The sequence below is a fragment of the Terrimonas ginsenosidimutans genome (assembly GCF_022012415.1).
Lineage (GTDB): Bacteria > Bacteroidota > Bacteroidia > Chitinophagales > Chitinophagaceae > Terrimonas_A > Terrimonas_A ginsenosidimutans.
Map to the genome: position 1 here is coordinate 75,433 of NZ_JAKLTR010000020.1, position 17,867 is coordinate 93,299.

Sequence of the window (17,867 nt, forward strand, 5' to 3'; positions counted from 1 at the left end):
CTGCTGCTGAAAAGCACACATACCAGGCTGAATATCAAATAAAAAAACTATGGCTTTAGTGGATCTTATAATGCCAAAACTGGGAGAAAGCATCATGGAAGCGACTATCCTGAAATGGCATAAACAAACTGGTGATCATGTAGGTATGGATGAAACCGTACTTGAGATCGCTACCGACAAGGTAGATAGCGAGGTACCCAGTACGGCGGAAGGCACGATCGAAGAGCTTCTTTATAAAGTGAACGATGTGGTGCCTATCGGCGCTGTGATCGCACGTATCAAAACAGGCGCTGCAGAAACCGCCTCTTCCGCTCCCGCTACGCCACCCCCTGCAACCTCGGTACCTCAGGAAAAAGAGGCCCCGGCGGTTGTCAGCCAGAAAGCAGTGGTGACGCAGCCTGCAGCGGCTGCTAAACCAGCCGCCACAAATGGACATATCAACCGCTTCTACTCCCCGCTGGTATTGAATATTGCAGCCAACGAAGGAGTCGGCATGACTGAACTGGAAAACATTCCGGGATCAGGCAACGAAGGCAGGGTAACCAAAAAAGATATCCTGGAGTATATTCAAAACAGAACAAATGCTCCGCAAACCCACACAGCGGTCAGTCAGCCGCAGCAACAACAGGCCGCTCAGTTACCGGCACAGGTGAAAACAGAAACTTCAGCACCTTCGGTAAGCTATGGCGGAAATGTTGAGATCATTGAAATGGATCGCATGCGCAAGCTGATTGCAGACCATATGGTCCGCAGCAAACACACCAGCCCGCACGTGACAAGCTTTACCGAAGCCGATGTAACGAACCTGGTACTCTGGCGCGATAAAGTGAAAAAAGAATTTGAAAAAAGAGAAGGCACCAAGATCACTTTTACCCCTCTCTTTATTGAAGCGGTGGTAAAATGCATCAAGAAATTTCCGCTGATCAATAGTATGCTGGATGGTGATAAGATCATCGTTAAAAAGGATATTCATATTGGTATGGCAACCGCGCTGCCGACCGGCAACCTGATCGTTCCTGTGATCAAGAACGCAGACCAGCTAAACCTGGTAGGCCTTTCCAAACAGGTGAACACGCTCGCCGAAAATGCACGTAATGGCAAGCTTAAAGCAGATGATACCCAGGGCGGTACCTTTACCCTGACAAACGTTGGAACTTTCGGAAGCCTGATGGGTACTCCTATCATCAACCAGCCACAGGTAGCCATCCTGGCTGTTGGCGCCATTAAGAAAAGACCGGTTGTAGTGGAAAGTCCGCATGGTGACAGTATCGCTATCCGCCACATGATGTACCTCTCCATGAGCTACGACCATCGCATAGTTGACGGAAGCCTCGGCGCAACATTCCTGACAGCTGTGGCGAAAGAACTCGAAAACTTCAACTCCGACCGCGAAGTCTAGTAGTTAAGAGATAAAAAGAGCAAAAGGGGCAAAAAGAGTAGCTTATTCTTTCTGCCCCTTTTGCTTTTGAAAAAAAATCTATCCCCCTCCTTCCCCTCCTGTCAACTCTTAGCTTAGTTTTGCACCGCGACTTTTTAAAACTGCAAAATCACGATGCGTATCTGGCTGCTGACAATCCTGGCATTGTCTACGGGAAGTTTATGTGCTCAACGGTCACATTTTGGATCATGGAATGTGATCACAACAAGAGTAACACTATCTGAGAAATGGGGGTTTTACAACGAATTGCAACTTCGTTCCCAATCCTTTTACAACGATCACTTTTATCATGAAGTGAAAGGCGGCGTATCTTATGCGCTTAATAAAAACTTCGTAGTATTACTGGGCCTGGGAGATTATCAAACCTATTCTGATGGAGGAAATTTTGTAAAGCCCATCTCTGCCCATGAAACACGTTTATGGCAACAACTGACCATGAACCATTACCTGGAAAGAATTAAGTTCGAGCATCGCTACCGGATCGAACAGCGCTGGTTTACGACGGGTTTCCGCCAGCGATACCGTTACAGGCTGAATACCGCAGTACCGATAAACAACACCAAGATAGGTCCTAAGACATTCTTTTTAGGATCCTTTAATGAACTGTTCCTGACGAATAAAGCACCTTACTTTGAACGCAACCGCTTTTTCGTGGGCGGCGGATACCAGATAAGCAAACACTTCACTATTCAACCTGGCTATGTTTATCAATATGACTACCGCAATAATGCGGGTCTGGGTAAACATTTCTTCCAGTTAACACTCACGATCGATGTTAACGCAGATAAGAGCCCGAATGAAAGGATACCAGGTAATCTTGACTAATGTTTTTACGGTCTTCATTTTATCGCTGCTGAGAACTTAATAACAGAGGAGATCTCCTGACATCGGCAGATACATAAACCTTTATTCTCACTGTCCATCCGCATTACCGTCTTTACGGGCAGGAAGGATGGAAGAATAAAGATCATCCAATCCACCTGTGTAAAAATGCTGAAGATCCCACCTGCGGCCAAACAACCGGAGCGGAACTTTAACAATCTTCGTTCAAACCTGCTTTCTTTTCCGAAGTCTTTTTTGTAAATTGGAATACGCAGTGCAGTGACCCGCGGGTAACTGCACTGAGGAATGAACCTGTAAATGTCCCTTTATGAAAAAACTATCCGAAACCTGGTTTGCCGAAGGCTATATTGACTTCGAGCTAAAAAAGTATACCCTACTCGCCTATCTGCAGGAAGTGAATAAGTACTTTGATCAGAACAAGCTTTACCCTCAGCTTGCTGATGTTGTTTTTCATTATAACAATCTTGTTGCCTTCAGGGAGAACAAGCGTTATCTGCAGGAACATTTTCCCAAGAAACTGACCGGCATACAAATGCAAAAATTGCAATTACTGTATGAGCAAATGATAGAAGATTCGGAATTGATGCAAGAGCTGGAAGATATCATCCAGTATGCCGCAGATTCATTGAAATCAACCCTTCAAACAGGTGCGGGTATCTATGAATTTGTTGAGGACAAGATCAATATCAGCCCCGTTGGATTGATCCCCCTGGATACACAGGAAGGTTATTTCTTCCTGAGTACAACGGATACAAAAAGTACATTGATCTACCATTATCGTCTTTCCATTTTCGAAAAGCATGATGAAAAGTTCAGAAGTATGAGGACGTCCTTTCTCGAAGAATGGCGAAGAGGGATTGCATTTACCTATGAGCACATGAAATCGGAACTGATAAAGAGCAGGGTCGAGCTGCCCAATCCTGCAGTGTATTGTATTGAAGCCGGACTGAAGTTCCCGGTTGATGAAACCCTGCTGCCTGTAGCAAAAAGATGTTTGGTGAAGTTTATCAGTACGAAGGCCGAGTAAAAGCAAAAAGTTTAATAGTTTAAGGGGTTAATAGTTACAAGCTTCTGCGATGCTATTAAACTATTAACCCCTTAAACTATTAAACTTTTAAACTCTTTTCTCTTAAACCTTCAACTCAGTTAACAACATCCAACCCCCAATCCTTTCCTTTCTTCACCGCAGGAACTCCCTCTACGATCCATTTTGCAGGCTTATCGCCTTTCAGCAGCCAGTCGAAATATTGCTGCTCACGGATCTGGATATCCTTTCTGTTCTTACGCTGGACGAGATTATGAGCTTCTCCGTTGTAGTTCAGCATCCATACCTGTTTGCCGAGACGACGCATGCCTGTAAACAGCTCGATACCCTGGTACCAGGGCACTGCACCATCCGCATCATTTGCCATGATAACCAGCGGCGTTTTTACTTTTGGCAAATGGAATAATGGGGAGCTTTCAATATACAACTCAGGCTTTTCCCAAAGCGTGGCTCCGATACGGCTTTGCGTTCTTTCATACTGGAACTGGCGGTTTGAACCGCTCTCCCATCTGATGCCACCGTATGCGCTGGTCATATTCGCAACAGGGGCGCCAGCCCAGGCTGCTTTGAACATATCGGTCATTGTAACCAATTGTGCTACCTGTATACCACCCCAGCTTTGACCCTGAATACCCATGTTCTTGCTGTCAACCCATTTGTGCCTGGACAGGTCTTTTGCAACACTCACGATATAATCGTAAGCACTTTTTGCCGGATGCCCGATCGTATAGCTGATATCGGGAGCAAACACAAGATAGCCGCGGCTTACAAAGAAAGAAATATTCAGGCGGCTTGGTGTTGGCGAGGGCGCCTGGTAGCCATATAACCCATCTGAAAGCTTTTCATAGAAATAGAACAGTACAGGATACTTTTTTGTAGAATCGAAATTCTCCGGCTTATACAAAATACCTTCCGATGTTTTACCCAGGAAAGTTTTCCATTTGTACAGCTCTGCGGTACCCCAATTATAGGATGCCTGCTGCGGGTTGATCGATGACAGTTTTTTTGCAGCGCCATAATCCACTACAGTATACAGGTCAGGAGAATTCGTATAAGATTCTTTACTGAACACATATGCACTCGCCTCTTTTGCTTTCGCAACCTGACCAATGCTTACGGTGGAATCTTTGCTTAAGGCCAGTAATTTATACTTTCCATTCTCGATCTTGTATTCCCAAAGCCCTGCTTTTTTGGTCAGGTCACTGAAGGTTCTGAACAACATCGTCTGACCATCTTCAATTGCCCGTTCGTCCCTGTCAACCTGCTGATAACGATAATTCGTTCTGGTTGATCGTCCGCCGATCAGGATCGTTGGCGCAAACGCATTCTTCGGACTTACTTTCCAGACACTGTACCTGTCATAGATATAGATCGCGCTTTCATCTTTATGCCAGCGCATGATACCATAAGGAGATGGATCTGTCGGTGAATCATTTTCCTCATTTGCGAGTGATGTTTTGATCTTAGCAGTGATGTTGCGTGTAGAATCACCATCATACGCGAAATAATGCCTGGTTTTGTTGTCGTACCAAACAATGGTTTTTCCTGTAGGAGAAACATACGCAGGCGTGAGACTTCCATCAAACTCTTTTTTGATCAGCTTCCTCGAACCGTCTGCCGGGTTGATCGCATACACATCTTTTACAGTACCGCCTGTCCACTGACTTTCGATCCTTCTGCCAACATCGCTTGTTCCAACGAAAACATCTCCATCACCCTGGCCGCTCTGGAACACGGTTGGGATCTCTTCAGTTGCCAGTTGATTTACTTTTTTTGAAGCCAGATCGTATACCGCCATGTAATTCTGTTGCAGGTCACGCTGAAGCCTTGACAACTGAACCGTTTGCAGATAATCATCTTTGTAATGCCATACATCAAGCTTTACCAGATCCATCTCCACAAGCGTTGTATCTTTTGGCGGAGCAATGGGCGCTGTTGCAAAAAAGAGGCGCTTGCCGGAATTGCTGAAACTGACCGCTCCATATTCACTGACAGTGAAGCCGCTTTTTATACCGGCTGTTGCTTTATCGACCAGCACAACAGCTGAATCCATTCCACTTTTATAATACCAGAGCTTATAGAACTTCTGCAGGTCTTTTGGTTTGGCATCGCGTTCTGCAAGAAATGCCAGTTGCTCACCATCATCAGACAATGCAAAATTTTTAAAATCGTTCCCGCTGGTCGCGATTGTGTCCAGCTTATTCCTGGTTAGATCATACAACAACACATGTGGCTTGCTCGTTGAATCTTTCGGATTACGCGCCTGCTCCATCACGAGTTTTGTTCCCTTTTCATTGAACTGATATTCAAGTATGAACCGAAAGGTCTTCTGCTCATTGTTTTTGAGATTACGAACAACAAGATCGCTGCCCGCATCAGCAGAGGAAGGAGTTACTTCATCTCCATCAGCATCGGTCATTAAAAACTCCTCACTGAAATCATCATCTTTGTTGCTTTTCTTTTTCGGCATTGCGGAGATCACGTTCTTCAGTGAATCGATAACATGTGTAAGGCTGTCGGTGATCCTTTTCTCATTGCCGGCAGGTCTTGCATTACGTGATGGAGCTTCGATTGCTTTTTCCAGATGATACGCCAGCCAGCCTGATGCTTTATCAGGTGTTTTGAAAGATTTAACGCGGGCCATCTTCCAAATGCTATCCTTGCCTAATTCAAGAATTGCCAGAGAATCTTTCGGGCTCTCGTCAGCTTTTTTCTTTTTGATGCGGGCCTCTCTTGCCTCTTTGAAAGGTGCAGAGATCCTGAAGATCACAAACCTGTTATCTTCGGTAATAGTGGCATCAGCGCCACGGGCGATCGTTTTCCTGTACGACGCATCTGCGGATTGAATAACAAGCTCGTTATCGCCCTCCTGTACATTCACGTTATACACGACCCATTTGCCATCATTGCTGATCGAGCGCTGACCAATATTTTGCCAGCCATCATACACCGTATGATCAAGTGGTTTTTTTTGTGCCAGTGCGAAATGAACCGGCAGTAAGAACAAAAGAAATAAAGTCGTTCTGATCATCTTTCAGAAAGTTTTGGTTAAAAAATAAAACCCCGGATTCCCGGCAGTTAGACATACAGCTACAATGTTATCTTCTCATCAGGATGCAGTTCTTCTTGAAGGGCCTTGGCACGCTTTTCAGATCGGATAACCAGAAACACGTGAAAGGCCAACACGCCTATTATGACGGCAAAACCAAGATAAAACCAGCGACTCAGGTACTGATTTTCATTGTACACCATAAACGCCAGCAAAATGCCATATACAGGTTCAAGATTGTAGGTAAGATTGACGGTAAATGCGGATAGATGTTTTAGTGCATTCGCTGTTAGCCTGAATGCAAGTACAGAACAGATCCATGAAAGCACCAGCAGCCACAAAAGATCCTCCCAACCGGGAAGGAACCGGCTGACGGGAAATTGCTGCAGATAGAATGGGAGCAATACGGACAGCGTAATAAATCCCCCGGTGATCTGCCAGGTAAGAACCGTTTCAACATTGATCCTTTGGAGAAACCGCCTGTTGAAGATAGGGAACAGACATCCAAGAAATGCTGAAATGATCCCCAGTATAATACCCGTTTTATATTCAGTATCAAAATGAAAAATGATATAGATCCCGCCGATAGTGATCAGCCCGAGAAGAAGCTCCGTCCGGTTGATCTTTTTACGCAGGATCAGCGGCTCTGCAAGCGCTGTAAAAAAGCCCACTGCAGAAAAGCAGACCAGCCCAACGGATATGTTTGCATATTTGATCGCACCATAGAAGGTCACCCAATGCATCGCTGCGGTAAAACCCACCGCGCTGATCTTGAGTATATCCTGCCAGGAGATCTTTTGCAGGCGTTTGGAGAATACGGCATACAATACCCACATGCTCAAGGCGGTGATCAGCAGACGGTACCAGACCATCATCCCTTCATTGAGAGTGATCAGCCGGCCAAGGATCCCCGTGAATCCGGCAAGAAAGACAGAAATATGAAGTTGAAAAAAAGCTTTTTTCATTTGCAGTGAAGCGATGTCTATGTAACGTTGAATATACAGAAACGTCATTTCACCTGATGAAATAAATGGTCATCATCAGCAGAATCAGGAAAAAATGTGTATGAGATTATTAATCGGCGATCATTTCGTTCTTACGAACCTGGGAGATCCCGATATCCGCCGTATTCTGTACGCGTTTACGGTAGTTCGTGAACAGGCTATGCCAGCGAAGTTTCAATACCCCAAGTATACCTTCTTTAACAATGCCCTTATTCATTTTCGATACGCCGAAAGTACGATCCTGGAAAATGATCGGCACTTCCTTTAATTTGAAGTCGAGCTTCCATGTCGCAAATTTCATTTCGATCTGGAAAGCGTAACCAGTGAAGCGGATCTCATCGAGGTTGATCGTTTCCAGTACGCGGCGGCGATAACAAACGAAACCGGCGGTAGGATCTTTGACCGGCATCCAGGTGATCATTCGTGTATAGATCGATGCCCCTTTGGAAAGGGCAATCCGATTTGCTGGCCAGTTCACCACACCGCCTCCCTGCACATAACGGGATCCTATTGCAAGATCAGCCCCTTCAGATTTACAAGCCATGTAAAGGCGGGAAAGATCATTAGGGTTGTGCGAAAAGTCAGCATCCATCTCGAAGATGAATTCATACTTATTAGCGATCGCCCATTTGAAACCATAAATGTATGCGGTACCGAGTCCCAGCTTTCCTTTACGTTCAGCGATAAATAATTGACCGGGGAATTTTGACTGAAGTTCTTTAACGATCTGCGCTGTTCCATCCGGAGAACCATCATCGATCACCAATACATGAAAACCTTCATTGAGATTGAAGATGGCATGCAAGATCTTACTGATATTCTCGCGCTCGTTATAAGTCGGTATAATGACAATTTTTTCCACTATAATCAATGCCTGAAGTAGCGAATTTACGGAAATCGATAAAGATTACGTGTTAAAAATTGTACACAAGTCGTTAACGTTCTTATGCTTTCTTAAGCATAGTCCGGGTATAGATCTCGGTAAGTTTTTGCTTGGTATGTTGGGGGAAATCGCCCTTCATCATCCAGTCATAATACTGCGGTTCTGCTTTCAATACTTCAGAAACAGCGCGGCCTTTGAATTTTCCGAAGTTGAATACTTCCACACCATTTTCCATGGTGAAGCGGCGTGCGAAATCAACGATGACTTCTTCTCCGATGCATTTGAGGATAGAATCCACGGTCTGACCCAGGGCGGGGTATTTTTCTAATTGAGCCTCAAGTACTTCATGGGTTGCACTTGCATCCACTTCCGCACCATGTGCTCCTTCGAGGTTTTTATTGCAATAGAATTTATAAGCAGCGCTAAGGGTGCGTTGCTCCATCTGATGGAAGATCTTCTGCACGTCCACGAGTTTACGGCTTTTGAGATCAAAATCAACCTGCACACGAAGAAATTCTTCTACCAGGAGGGGCACATCAAAGCGGTTGCTGTTATAGCCCGCAATATCGCAGCCGTCCAGCACCTGCTTTAACTCATTGGCTACCTGTTTGAAACTGGGTGCATCTTTGACCATTTCATCTGTGATCCCGTGTATATCGGAAGACCCTTTGGAAATAGGCATTTCCGGGTTGATAAGCTTTCTTTTCACACTACGGGTGCCATCCGGAAGGATTTTGACGATGGCAATTTCAACGATACGATCTGTTCCGAGGTTTGTACCTGTAGTTTCAAGATCGATAAAGGCAAGCGGTTTTGTCAGCTTCAACATCAGTTCTGAGTTTCTCTTAAAAAAATTCTGGCGGTAAAGGTAGGGGTTTCGTTTTGAATTGTTCGCCGGCCGGATATGGATGCCCGATGTTCGAGGGCCGGTGAACGAAGAACCCTGTGAAGACCTTTGGGTCACTTCGTTAAAATACTGAAAACCCTTTGTAAAACAATCAGTTAAATATACAAGCCGGCTATCGGGAAAGGGTTGTCGGCCCTTGAATCTCTACCCGCCCTCTTGCATCTCTCAAAATGGGCTTTATATTTGCATAATAAATAACGTCTGCCAGACGTTTATACCTCAGATGAAATACCCAACAATGAAAATGAAAACCTTATTTGCCGCCGTTTCCCTTTTAGTATTAGTTGTAGCTTCTACATCATGCGCCTCTTCACGTAAGTATGGCTGCCCAATGAACGTCTCAACCAAACAAGTTGTAAAAGACAAACAAATCGGCTAAACGCATTCTTACAAGCCCTTGATATTAATGAAATTAACAAGGGCTGCTGTATTCTTCAGCTTTAATTTCTTGAGAATATTGTAGCGGTGTACTTCCACCGTTTTGAGGGATATATCCAGCTCCAGCGCGATTTGCTTGGAGGACATACCTTCCTTGATCAATTTTATGATATCTATCTCCCTGCGGGATAGGTTATTCATGTCTCCCTGCGCAGCTGTTTCATCAAGCTCCTGCTGGGCCAGGATATTTTTGACTTCTTCGCAGATGTATTTTTTGCCTTCGCTTACTTCAATGATCGCAGCGATCATTTCTTCCTTTGAAGAGTTTTTCGTGACATAGCCCATCGCACCCAACTGTAACATTCGTTTAGCGTATGCGGGCATGGTATGCATTGATACACCGATAACTTTAGATTCAGGTGAGATCTTTTGGATCTGTTTCGTAGCATCGAAACCGTTCACCGGGCTCATATTCACGTCCATTAAAATAATGTCAGGTGTTTTCTGAGCGGCAATTTGTATAGCTTCCTCCCCCGAACTCGTTTCTGCGATTACAATGAAACGCGGATCACTGTTCAGAATAAAAGACCAGGAATCTCTGATCAGTTTGTGGTCGTCAACTAGTAGGATGGTCACTTTTTCCATGGATGGATATGAGCTTGTAATATTTTCAGATAAGGCTTTCTCCAAAGAGTTAATAAGTTACATAAAAAAAATCAATTCTACGTTTTCAAAACAATTCTAATAAATATTAGAATGCTTCTGTTGACAAATATCAAGTATTACTGTTTAAGATCTACCCGATATATCAGCGTGAAAACGCAAAGCTAACTCCCCCTGTCAACCAACGTCCCGGCATTTGTGCGCCTAATAAATCGCTATACCTGGTGTTGGTAATATTATCAACTCGTACAAATATATTCATTTTCTGCTCCCATGTATAAAATGCAGCCCTCGCATTGAAAACAAAATAATCTTTTTCTACTACAGCATGAATTGCCGGTGCATCTTGTGTTGCTCTGTTCTTATAAATTCCATTCACACTGATTAAGAACCTGTGATATGTATATTCAACAAAAAAGTTACTCATAAAACGAGCATGTGATGATACATAAAATGATGGCGTGAGCTCACTGCTTTTGCTGTTCAACCACACCAATCCGGCTCCCGCGTAAAGATTGCTATTCTTCTGAAACTTGCGCTGGTACTGGATATCCAGCTCCGCACCTGTGGTGTTCACCTTCGCAATATTCTTTGCCAGTGCATATGTACCACCTGCTACAAGATTATCTTTTCTTGGCATATCTGCATAGGGTGTGGTGACATAATCTATCAGCTTTCTATGATATCGCTGGAAAAAAGTAGCCCCGATCTTTAATGCAGCACCAACGAAATAATCCGCACCTGCTTCATAACTAAAAGAACGTTCCGCCGCAAGATCAGGATTACCTATACGCCCACTGGCAACTGAAGGTTTATTATAATTATTAAACCGCTCTGTAAAATCAGCATCACGGATCGTTTTACCTGCACTTCCCCTGAAGCGAATTGAATTATAACGATAAGCCATGCTGATTTGAGGAATCAGTTCTGTCCCTGAACGTTCATTCCAATCAAGTCTCAATGCAGGATTAATGGTAAACCCTTGTAAAAAAGAATGGTTTATCAGTATAAATGCTCCGCCTTGTGGCACCTGATGATCTCCGCGATCATTTGAACTGATCTCTTTATTGATAAACTGTACACCACTGACCATCGATGTTTGTTGTGAGAGCTTCCATTCGTCTGTTGCAATTACCTGGAACATCCGGCTTGTACTGGCATTCGCAATGGATACCTTATTATATGCATAGTCGTCTTTAACATCTTTGTAGCCCGCATCGATGTTTACTTTGTGATCAACGCCGGAGTAAGAAACCCGAAGCTGCGTCCATACAGTACGGACTTCCTCGCGGGCTGTATCACTTAGAAAAGTGGTGTAAAAATTCTGGGCTGAAAAATCCCGGTTATCGTAAGCTACGCGGGCAGCTACCTGCCATTGCTCGTTAATAAAATGGTTGGCCGACAGCGACGCTGTATTGGCATGTACATACCCTCTTGTACCCCGCTGAAGCTGACCATCAGTATTATTACTAAGGAAACCTCCGCTGATCGCGGTATTGCCGGATTGATACAAGCCGCCAACATTCCCAGAAAAGAGATCATACTCCCCACCTGAGACCTGACCCTGCAACTGCAGTTTCTGCTGCTTGCGTCTTGCCGCAAAACTTTTGGTAATGATATGAACCACGCCACCTACAGCTTCTGAGCCGTAGATCGCGGAAGAAGCGCCTTTAAGTACTTCGATACGTTCGATCTCGGCCGGAGCAATGGGGATATAACTACTGAAATGCCCCGTATTCGGATCATTGATCCTAACCCCATCCAGCATAATCAACACCTGCTGAAAGGTTCCACCACGCAATACTATATCACTTTGAGAGCCCATCGGGCCGCGCATTTGCATTTCGACACCAGGGAGGTATCTCAGCAGCTCATCTACAGAATGTACGGGAAGATTATTAAAAGAAGAGCCCTTGAACGTTATAATGTTCCGTCCTGTTTGAGAAACCGGCTTCGGCTGAACAGACGCGGTGATAGTTACAGGATCGAGTTCCAATTCGCTTTGCTGGGCCATTGCAAATGAAGCAGCGCCCAGTGCACACACAGTTAGAATGGTTTTCATGCAGCAAACTTAAGAGAACTAACTGGAATAATACACATGTAGTGACCAGTGGTCAACAAAACAGACAGTTGTCAACCATGACCAAAACTTCACTAAAAGCGACTCCTTCCCGATCTAACCAGCAGGCACATCACTGTTACTTATGCCGTGTTTCAAGTACATGCAATACATCGTCAATCGAAAAACCCTTTGCACGAAGTAATACCATGTAATGAAACAAAAGGTCAGACGCTTCATTCAGGAAACGGTCATCGTCATTATCTTTTGCTTCTATGACCAGTTCAACAGCCTCCTCTCCCACTTTCTGTGCTACTTTATTGATCCCCCTATCAAATAAACCTGAGGTATAGGATTTATCACTTCTGTCTTCAAAACGATTACGGATCGTATCGCTTAAGACCTGGAGAAATGCGGGTTTGTTTGTTTCATTAAAACAGGTATCCGCACCGGTATGGCAAACCGGCCCCACCGGCTTTGCTTTGACCAGCAGCGTATCCTGGTCGCAATCAACAGCAATGCTTTCAAGCAAAAGAAAATTGCCGCTCTCTTCTCCCTTGGTCCACAAACGCTGCTTACTGCGGCTAAAGAACGTCACCTTCCTTATCTCCTGGGTTTTGGCCAATGCTTCTTCATTCATGAACCCAAGCATCAGTACTTTTGCCGTTCGACTGTCCTGGATTATTACAGGCACCAGCCCGTCACTGTATTTCGAAAAATCAATTTTCATATACTTATTTTCTTATGGAAATATCCTGATCACTCAGATAATTTTTAAGATCCGGAATACTGATCTCTTTAAAATGAAAAATGCTTGCAGCAAGCGCCGCATCCGCTGAAGCTTCTTTGAATACGTCCACAAAATGCTGCATCGTACCACCACCGCCACTGGCAATGACCGGTACAGGCAATGAGGTTGACAATCGTTTGGTGATGGACAATGCAAATCCCGACTTTGTTCCGTCATGATTCATTGACGTCAGCAAGATCTCCCCCGCACCAAGATCCACGGCTTTCCGCGCCCAGTCAACACACCTGATATTTGTTTTAGTACGACCACCCGTGAGATATACATACCACTCCCCGTCGTCTTCCAGTTTTGTATCGATCGCCAGCACTACACACTGACTGCCGAATTCTTTCGCCAGTTCATTGATAAGCGCAGGATTTTTCACAGCTGCAGTGTTCACTGATATTTTATCAGCACCATTTTGCAGCAGTATTCTTACATCCTCAACCGTGCTGATCCCGCCGCCAACGGTAAACGGGATATTGATCTGCCGGGCCACTTTATTCACAAGATCAGCGAGCGTCTTCCTCCTTTCATGAGTAGCAGTGATATCCAGGAACACGAGTTCATCTGCTCCCTGGCTTGCGTACATGGCAGCAAGCTCTATAGGATCTCCCGCATCTTTCAACTGAACGAAGTTTGTCCCTTTTACCGTTCTGCCGTCTTTTATATCCAAACAGGGAATGATTCTCTTTGTTAACATACTATGCAAACGCTTTTAATTGTTCGAGGCTTATACGATTCTCATAGATAGCCTTACCGACGATCGCACCGCGGCAGCCTATTCCCTTCAACTCTTCAAGATCTTCCACAGACGAAACCCCACCGCTTGCGATAAACCAAAGCGAGGGAAAGGCGGCTAATATCTCTTTATAAAGATCAATGGAAGGCCCTTCGAGTTTCCCATCCTTGCTTACATCGGTACAAAAAACATTCGTGACGCCTTTGGCGATATATTTTCTGATAAAATCGAACACAGTGATACCAGCTGTTTCCATCCATCCGTGAATGGCGATGAGTCCATCTTTTACATCCGCACCAAGCATGAACTTATCTGCGCCAAAATCATCGAACCAGTGCTGGAGCTCTTCTTCATTCTTCACCGCAATGCTGCCAACAGTTGCCCATTTAGCACCGGACTCCAGGACAAGCTTTACATCTTCCCGCGTGCTGATGCCACCTCCAAAATCAACTTCAAGGGCGGTTCTCCCTGCTATGCTCTCCAGCACTTTCCAGTTTTGTACAGATTTCTTCCGGGCTCCGTCCAGGTCAACAAGATGAAGGCGATGGAGCCCGGCATCTTCAAAACGTTTGGCCATTTCCAACGGATCATTGTGATACGTTGTTTGCTGATTGTAATCGCCCTGCGTCAGGCGAACACATTTTCCGTCAATAATATCTATGGCAGGAATGATCTGCATCAGTTAAATTGTTTTTCCATTTTTACAAATTCAATATCTTTTGTCCACCATGTTCCGCCGGTTGTATACATGCCGAACTTTTCGTAGAAACCACTGGCAGCTACACGGGCATTACACCATATCGATTTACGGCCTTCGGCAACACCAAGATCCATCACGTATTGCAGCAGATCTGATCCATACCCCTTACCCTGCTCTCTGGTCAATGTTGCAAATTTCCTGAACTGAAGATCATCTCCTCTCTCGAAAAGTGATACGATCGATACGAGGACATCGCCGGCATATAATCCGAGGTGTCTGCCAGATCCATCATCCGGTAATTGTACATAATTTAGTTCTTCAGCCGGGTACATTACTTCCTGCCTGATCTTCCAGATCGTTTCTAGGTCAACGGAACGGATATCCATGATCATAGTTTTAAGAAGTTTTCAAGTAGTATTTGTCCGGCTTCAGCACTTTTTTCCGGGTGAAACTGTACTCCGTAAAAATTCTTCTTTTGCAAAGCACTGCTGAAGGAAAGGCCATATTCCGTTGTAGCGGCAGTTTCATCACAGACTCCTGCATAGTAACTGTGAACAAAATAGAAATAAGGATCCTCATCAAAACCGGCGAACAGCTCCGGTCTTTTTTGCTTTGCCTGATTCCAACCGATCTGAGGCGTTTTTAATCCCTGATCAAACTTTTTCACCTGTGTATCAAATATGCCAAGACAGGTTGTGTCTCCTTCATCACTGTGCGTACACATCAGCTGCATACCCAGGCATATCCCCAATACAGGCTGCTCAAGACTTTTGATCACTTCATCCAATCTTCTCTCACGAAGATATTGCATGGCGGAGCTTGCTTCGCCCACTCCCGGAAAGATCACTTTATCTGCTTCACGGATCAGCGCGGGATCATCTGTTACCACAGCGGGCGCATTCAATCGTTCTAACGCAAAAAGAACTGACTGAATATTGCCTGCGTTATATTTTATTATTGCTGTATTCATAATTTCAAAGTCAAAAAAACGCCCATAAACAGAAGTATCTGATTAAAAAGAACTTTTACTTTTTATTTTACAAAACCCCTTTCGTACTGGGCAGATAGTTACTGAATGGATCTTTTTTCACGGCCATGCGAATAGCCTTTGCAAAAGCTTTGAAGATCGCTTCTATCTTATGATGTTCGTTGTCTCCTCTGCAACTGATATTAAGATTACATTTAGCCGCATCACTGAATGACTTAAAGAAATGGAAGAACATTTCCGTAGGCATCTCTCCTATCTTCTCGCGCTTGAACTCCGCATCCCAAACGATCCATGGGCGCCCGCCGAAATCGATCAGCACTTTTGCTTCTGCGTCATCCATCGGCAATGCAAAGCCATATCTTTCAAGACCGGTTTTATCTGCCAGTGCTTTTGCAAAGGCTTCACCAAGTGCAAGCCCGGTATCCTCGATGGTATGATGTTCATCTATGTGCAGATCTCCTTTGCATTCAATGGTGAGATCCAGCTTGCCATGCCTTGCTATCTGATCAAGCATATGATCAAAAAAACCAAGACCGGTATGAATATTAGCTTTGCCGGACCCATCCGCATTCAGTTCAACAGCGATCTTTGTTTCGTTCGTATTCCTTTCATGACGCACTTTCCTCAGGCCATTTTTCAGGAACGCGTAGATCTCATTCCAATCATCTGTTGCAAGAGCGATCACATCACTGTATTCCTCCTCCTGTTCTGGTGTTAATGGAAGAAAAGGAGATCTTATCAGTATGCCACGCACACCAAGGTTTCGCGCCAGCTGCATATCCGTCCACCTGTCACCAACCATAAATGAATTGGCCAGATCATATTTTTCTGTATCGAAAAAATGCGTCAGCAAACCCGTACCCGGCTTACGCGTCGGGGCATTTTCATGCTCGAATGTTTTATCAATATGCACTTCATCAAAAACAAATCCTTCCCCTTCCAGTGTGCGGATCATCAGATCCTGGTAAGGCCAAAACGTGTTTTCCGGAAAAATATCCGTACCAAGACCATCCTGGTTTGAGATAAGCACTTTGTAATAATCCAGCGAACCTGCAATACGTGACAGGTTGGTGATTACCCCTTTCATAAAATGAATTTTCTCCAGCTTGTCCAGTTGATAATCCGGTGGCTGCTCTTTCAATATCACGCCATCTCTGTCCAGGAATAAAACCCGCTTTTGCATATAAGAAGTTTTGAGTTGTTTAGTTTGCAGGAACTGATGTTTTCATGTAGTCGATCATTGCATCTACCAGCAATGTATTTTCAGCTTCCGTTCCGATAGTTATGCGAAGGCATCCTTCACATAACTGAACTTTGCTTCTATCGCGAACAACGATCCCTTTCGATAGCAGGTATTGATACACTGTTGCAGCTTCGCGTACTTTCACCAATAAAAAATTTGCATCAGACGGATAAACATGCTGCACGAGCGGCATCCTGTAGAAAACGTTAGCCAGCTCTTCACGCATTGCCACGATCTCACGGATCATATCATTGACCTGGCCTGTCTCTTCCAGCGCCTTTAATCCAAGTTCCTGCGTTGCCTGGTTAATATTATACGGAGGTTTGATCTTGTTCAGCCATTCAACGATCTCCGGCGACGCAAATGCCATCCCAAGACGCAACGCTGCCAGGCCCCACGCCTTGCTGAATGTTTGAAGTATCACCAGGTTTGGATATTCATCGATCTCCGCAAGCAACGAACGCTGACGCGAGAAATTGATGTATGCTTCATCCACCACTACCAGTCCTTCAAAATTATTCAGCAGCATCGCAATATCTTCATATCTCAAGCTATTACCCGTTGGGTTATTCGGCGAGCAAATCCAGATGATCTTTGTGTTACTATCCACCAAAGATTCTATCGCTCCGAGATCCAGTTGAAACTCCGGTGTAAGCGGCGCTTTCCTGAGCCCGATATCATTAATGGAAGCACTCACTTCATACATCCCATAGGTGGGCGGGCAGATGATCACATTATCTTTCCGGGGCTCACAAAAACATCGGTAGAGCAGATCTATACATTCATCGCTTCCATTGCCAAGAAAGATATGCTCCGCAGAAATAGATTTCACCTTACTGATCGCCTCTTTTACTTTATGCTGATATGGATCAGGATAGCGGTTATACCACTTTGTAGTGGGAGACCCCAGGCTGTTCTCATTTGCATCAAGAAAAACTTTTGCCTCACCGCTGAATTCATCACGTGCGGAAGAATAGGGCTTTACATTTCTTATGTTGTTACGGACAAGTTTTGTTATTCTGTCGCTCATCAAAAAAAGTTTAAAAATTTAATGTTCAAGCGTTCAAAAGTTTGATAGTTGAAGCGTCTTCAGGTTTGTAACCTTAAACATTAAAACTATTAAACTGGAAAACGA

General features: G+C 44.5%; 16 protein-coding genes. 3 read left to right on the forward strand and 13 right to left on the reverse strand.

The genetic code is table 11. The features are described from left to right. Positions 1 to 49 precede the first annotated feature (49 nt). The 3 genes from LZZ85_RS24020 (at position 50) to LZZ85_RS24030 (ending at position 3,308) form a co-directional block, all read left to right on the forward strand. Complete coding sequence (locus LZZ85_RS24020) at positions 50 to 1,399, forward strand: dihydrolipoamide acetyltransferase family protein (protein ID WP_237876098.1); 1,350 nt, start codon at positions 50 to 52, stop codon at positions 1,397 to 1,399. Between the two features lie 153 nt (positions 1,400 to 1,552). After that, positions 1,553 to 2,263: a DUF2490 domain-containing protein gene (locus LZZ85_RS24025; protein ID WP_237876100.1), complete on the forward strand. Its 711-nt coding sequence runs from the start codon at positions 1,553 to 1,555 to the stop codon at positions 2,261 to 2,263. A 325-nt stretch (positions 2,264 to 2,588) separates the two neighbouring features. After that, the gene (locus tag LZZ85_RS24030) at positions 2,589 to 3,308 is read left to right on the forward strand and encodes a hypothetical protein (protein WP_237876102.1); all 720 of its coding nucleotides are present in this window, start codon (positions 2,589 to 2,591) and stop codon (positions 3,306 to 3,308) included. A 115-nt stretch (positions 3,309 to 3,423) separates the two neighbouring features. Here the strand turns inward: LZZ85_RS24030 and LZZ85_RS24035 are convergent, their stop codons facing one another. From LZZ85_RS24035 to hisC, 13 genes are all read right to left on the reverse strand, one after another. Then, positions 3,424 to 6,357: an alpha/beta hydrolase family protein gene (locus LZZ85_RS24035; RefSeq protein WP_237876104.1), complete on the reverse strand. Its 2,934-nt coding sequence runs from the start codon at positions 6,355 to 6,357 to the stop codon at positions 3,424 to 3,426. Between the two features lie 59 nt (positions 6,358 to 6,416). Next, positions 6,417 to 7,388, reverse strand: coding sequence for a DMT family transporter (locus LZZ85_RS24040; RefSeq protein ID WP_237876106.1), 972 nt, complete (start codon positions 7,386 to 7,388; stop codon positions 6,417 to 6,419). Between the two features lie 61 nt (positions 7,389 to 7,449). Continuing rightward, the gene (locus LZZ85_RS24045) at positions 7,450 to 8,241 is read right to left on the reverse strand and encodes a polyprenol monophosphomannose synthase (protein ID WP_237876108.1); all 792 of its coding nucleotides are present in this window, start codon (positions 8,239 to 8,241) and stop codon (positions 7,450 to 7,452) included. An 82-nt stretch (positions 8,242 to 8,323) separates the two neighbouring features. Further along, on the reverse strand, positions 8,324 to 9,091 hold the full coding sequence (locus LZZ85_RS24050; protein WP_237876110.1) for a 3'-5' exonuclease: 768 nt from the start codon (positions 9,089 to 9,091) through the stop codon (positions 8,324 to 8,326). 465 nt (positions 9,092 to 9,556) lie between these two features. Next, positions 9,557 to 10,192: a response regulator gene (locus LZZ85_RS24055; RefSeq protein WP_237876112.1), complete on the reverse strand. Its 636-nt coding sequence runs from the start codon at positions 10,190 to 10,192 to the stop codon at positions 9,557 to 9,559. A 163-nt stretch (positions 10,193 to 10,355) separates the two neighbouring features. Further along, a complete protein-coding gene (locus LZZ85_RS24060) occupies positions 10,356 to 12,272 on the reverse strand; it encodes a TonB-dependent receptor plug domain-containing protein (protein ID WP_284698433.1) in 1,917 nt (638 codons plus the stop codon). Positions 12,273 to 12,408: 136 nt separating this feature from the next. Then, complete coding sequence (hisIE, locus tag LZZ85_RS24065) at positions 12,409 to 12,999, reverse strand: bifunctional phosphoribosyl-AMP cyclohydrolase/phosphoribosyl-ATP diphosphatase HisIE (RefSeq protein ID WP_237876114.1); 591 nt, start codon at positions 12,997 to 12,999, stop codon at positions 12,409 to 12,411. 4 nt (positions 13,000 to 13,003) lie between these two features. Then, the gene (gene hisF, locus LZZ85_RS24070; protein ID WP_237876116.1) at positions 13,004 to 13,762 is read right to left on the reverse strand and encodes an imidazole glycerol phosphate synthase subunit HisF; all 759 of its coding nucleotides are present in this window, start codon (positions 13,760 to 13,762) and stop codon (positions 13,004 to 13,006) included. 1 nt (position 13,763) lies between these two features. Continuing rightward, the gene (gene hisA, locus LZZ85_RS24075; RefSeq protein WP_237876118.1) at positions 13,764 to 14,480 is read right to left on the reverse strand and encodes a 1-(5-phosphoribosyl)-5-[(5-phosphoribosylamino)methylideneamino]imidazole-4-carboxamide isomerase; all 717 of its coding nucleotides are present in this window, start codon (positions 14,478 to 14,480) and stop codon (positions 13,764 to 13,766) included. After that, positions 14,480 to 14,887, reverse strand: a complete 408-nt coding sequence (locus tag LZZ85_RS24080) for a GNAT family N-acetyltransferase (RefSeq protein WP_237876121.1) — start codon at positions 14,885 to 14,887, stop codon at positions 14,480 to 14,482. Before LZZ85_RS24080 ends, hisA begins: the two co-directional genes overlap by 1 nt. A 2-nt stretch (positions 14,888 to 14,889) precedes the next feature. Beyond that, positions 14,890 to 15,471 (reverse strand): imidazole glycerol phosphate synthase subunit HisH, encoded by a 582-nt coding sequence (hisH, locus tag LZZ85_RS24085; protein ID WP_237876122.1) that lies wholly within the window; start codon positions 15,469 to 15,471, stop codon positions 14,890 to 14,892. Positions 15,472 to 15,538: 67 nt separating this feature from the next. Beyond that, complete coding sequence (gene hisB, locus LZZ85_RS24090; protein ID WP_237876124.1) at positions 15,539 to 16,672, reverse strand: bifunctional histidinol-phosphatase/imidazoleglycerol-phosphate dehydratase HisB; 1,134 nt, start codon at positions 16,670 to 16,672, stop codon at positions 15,539 to 15,541. A 19-nt stretch (positions 16,673 to 16,691) separates the two neighbouring features. Next, on the reverse strand, positions 16,692 to 17,762 hold the full coding sequence (hisC, locus tag LZZ85_RS24095; RefSeq protein ID WP_237876126.1) for a histidinol-phosphate transaminase: 1,071 nt from the start codon (positions 17,760 to 17,762) through the stop codon (positions 16,692 to 16,694). Positions 17,763 to 17,867: the final 105 nt, after the last annotated feature.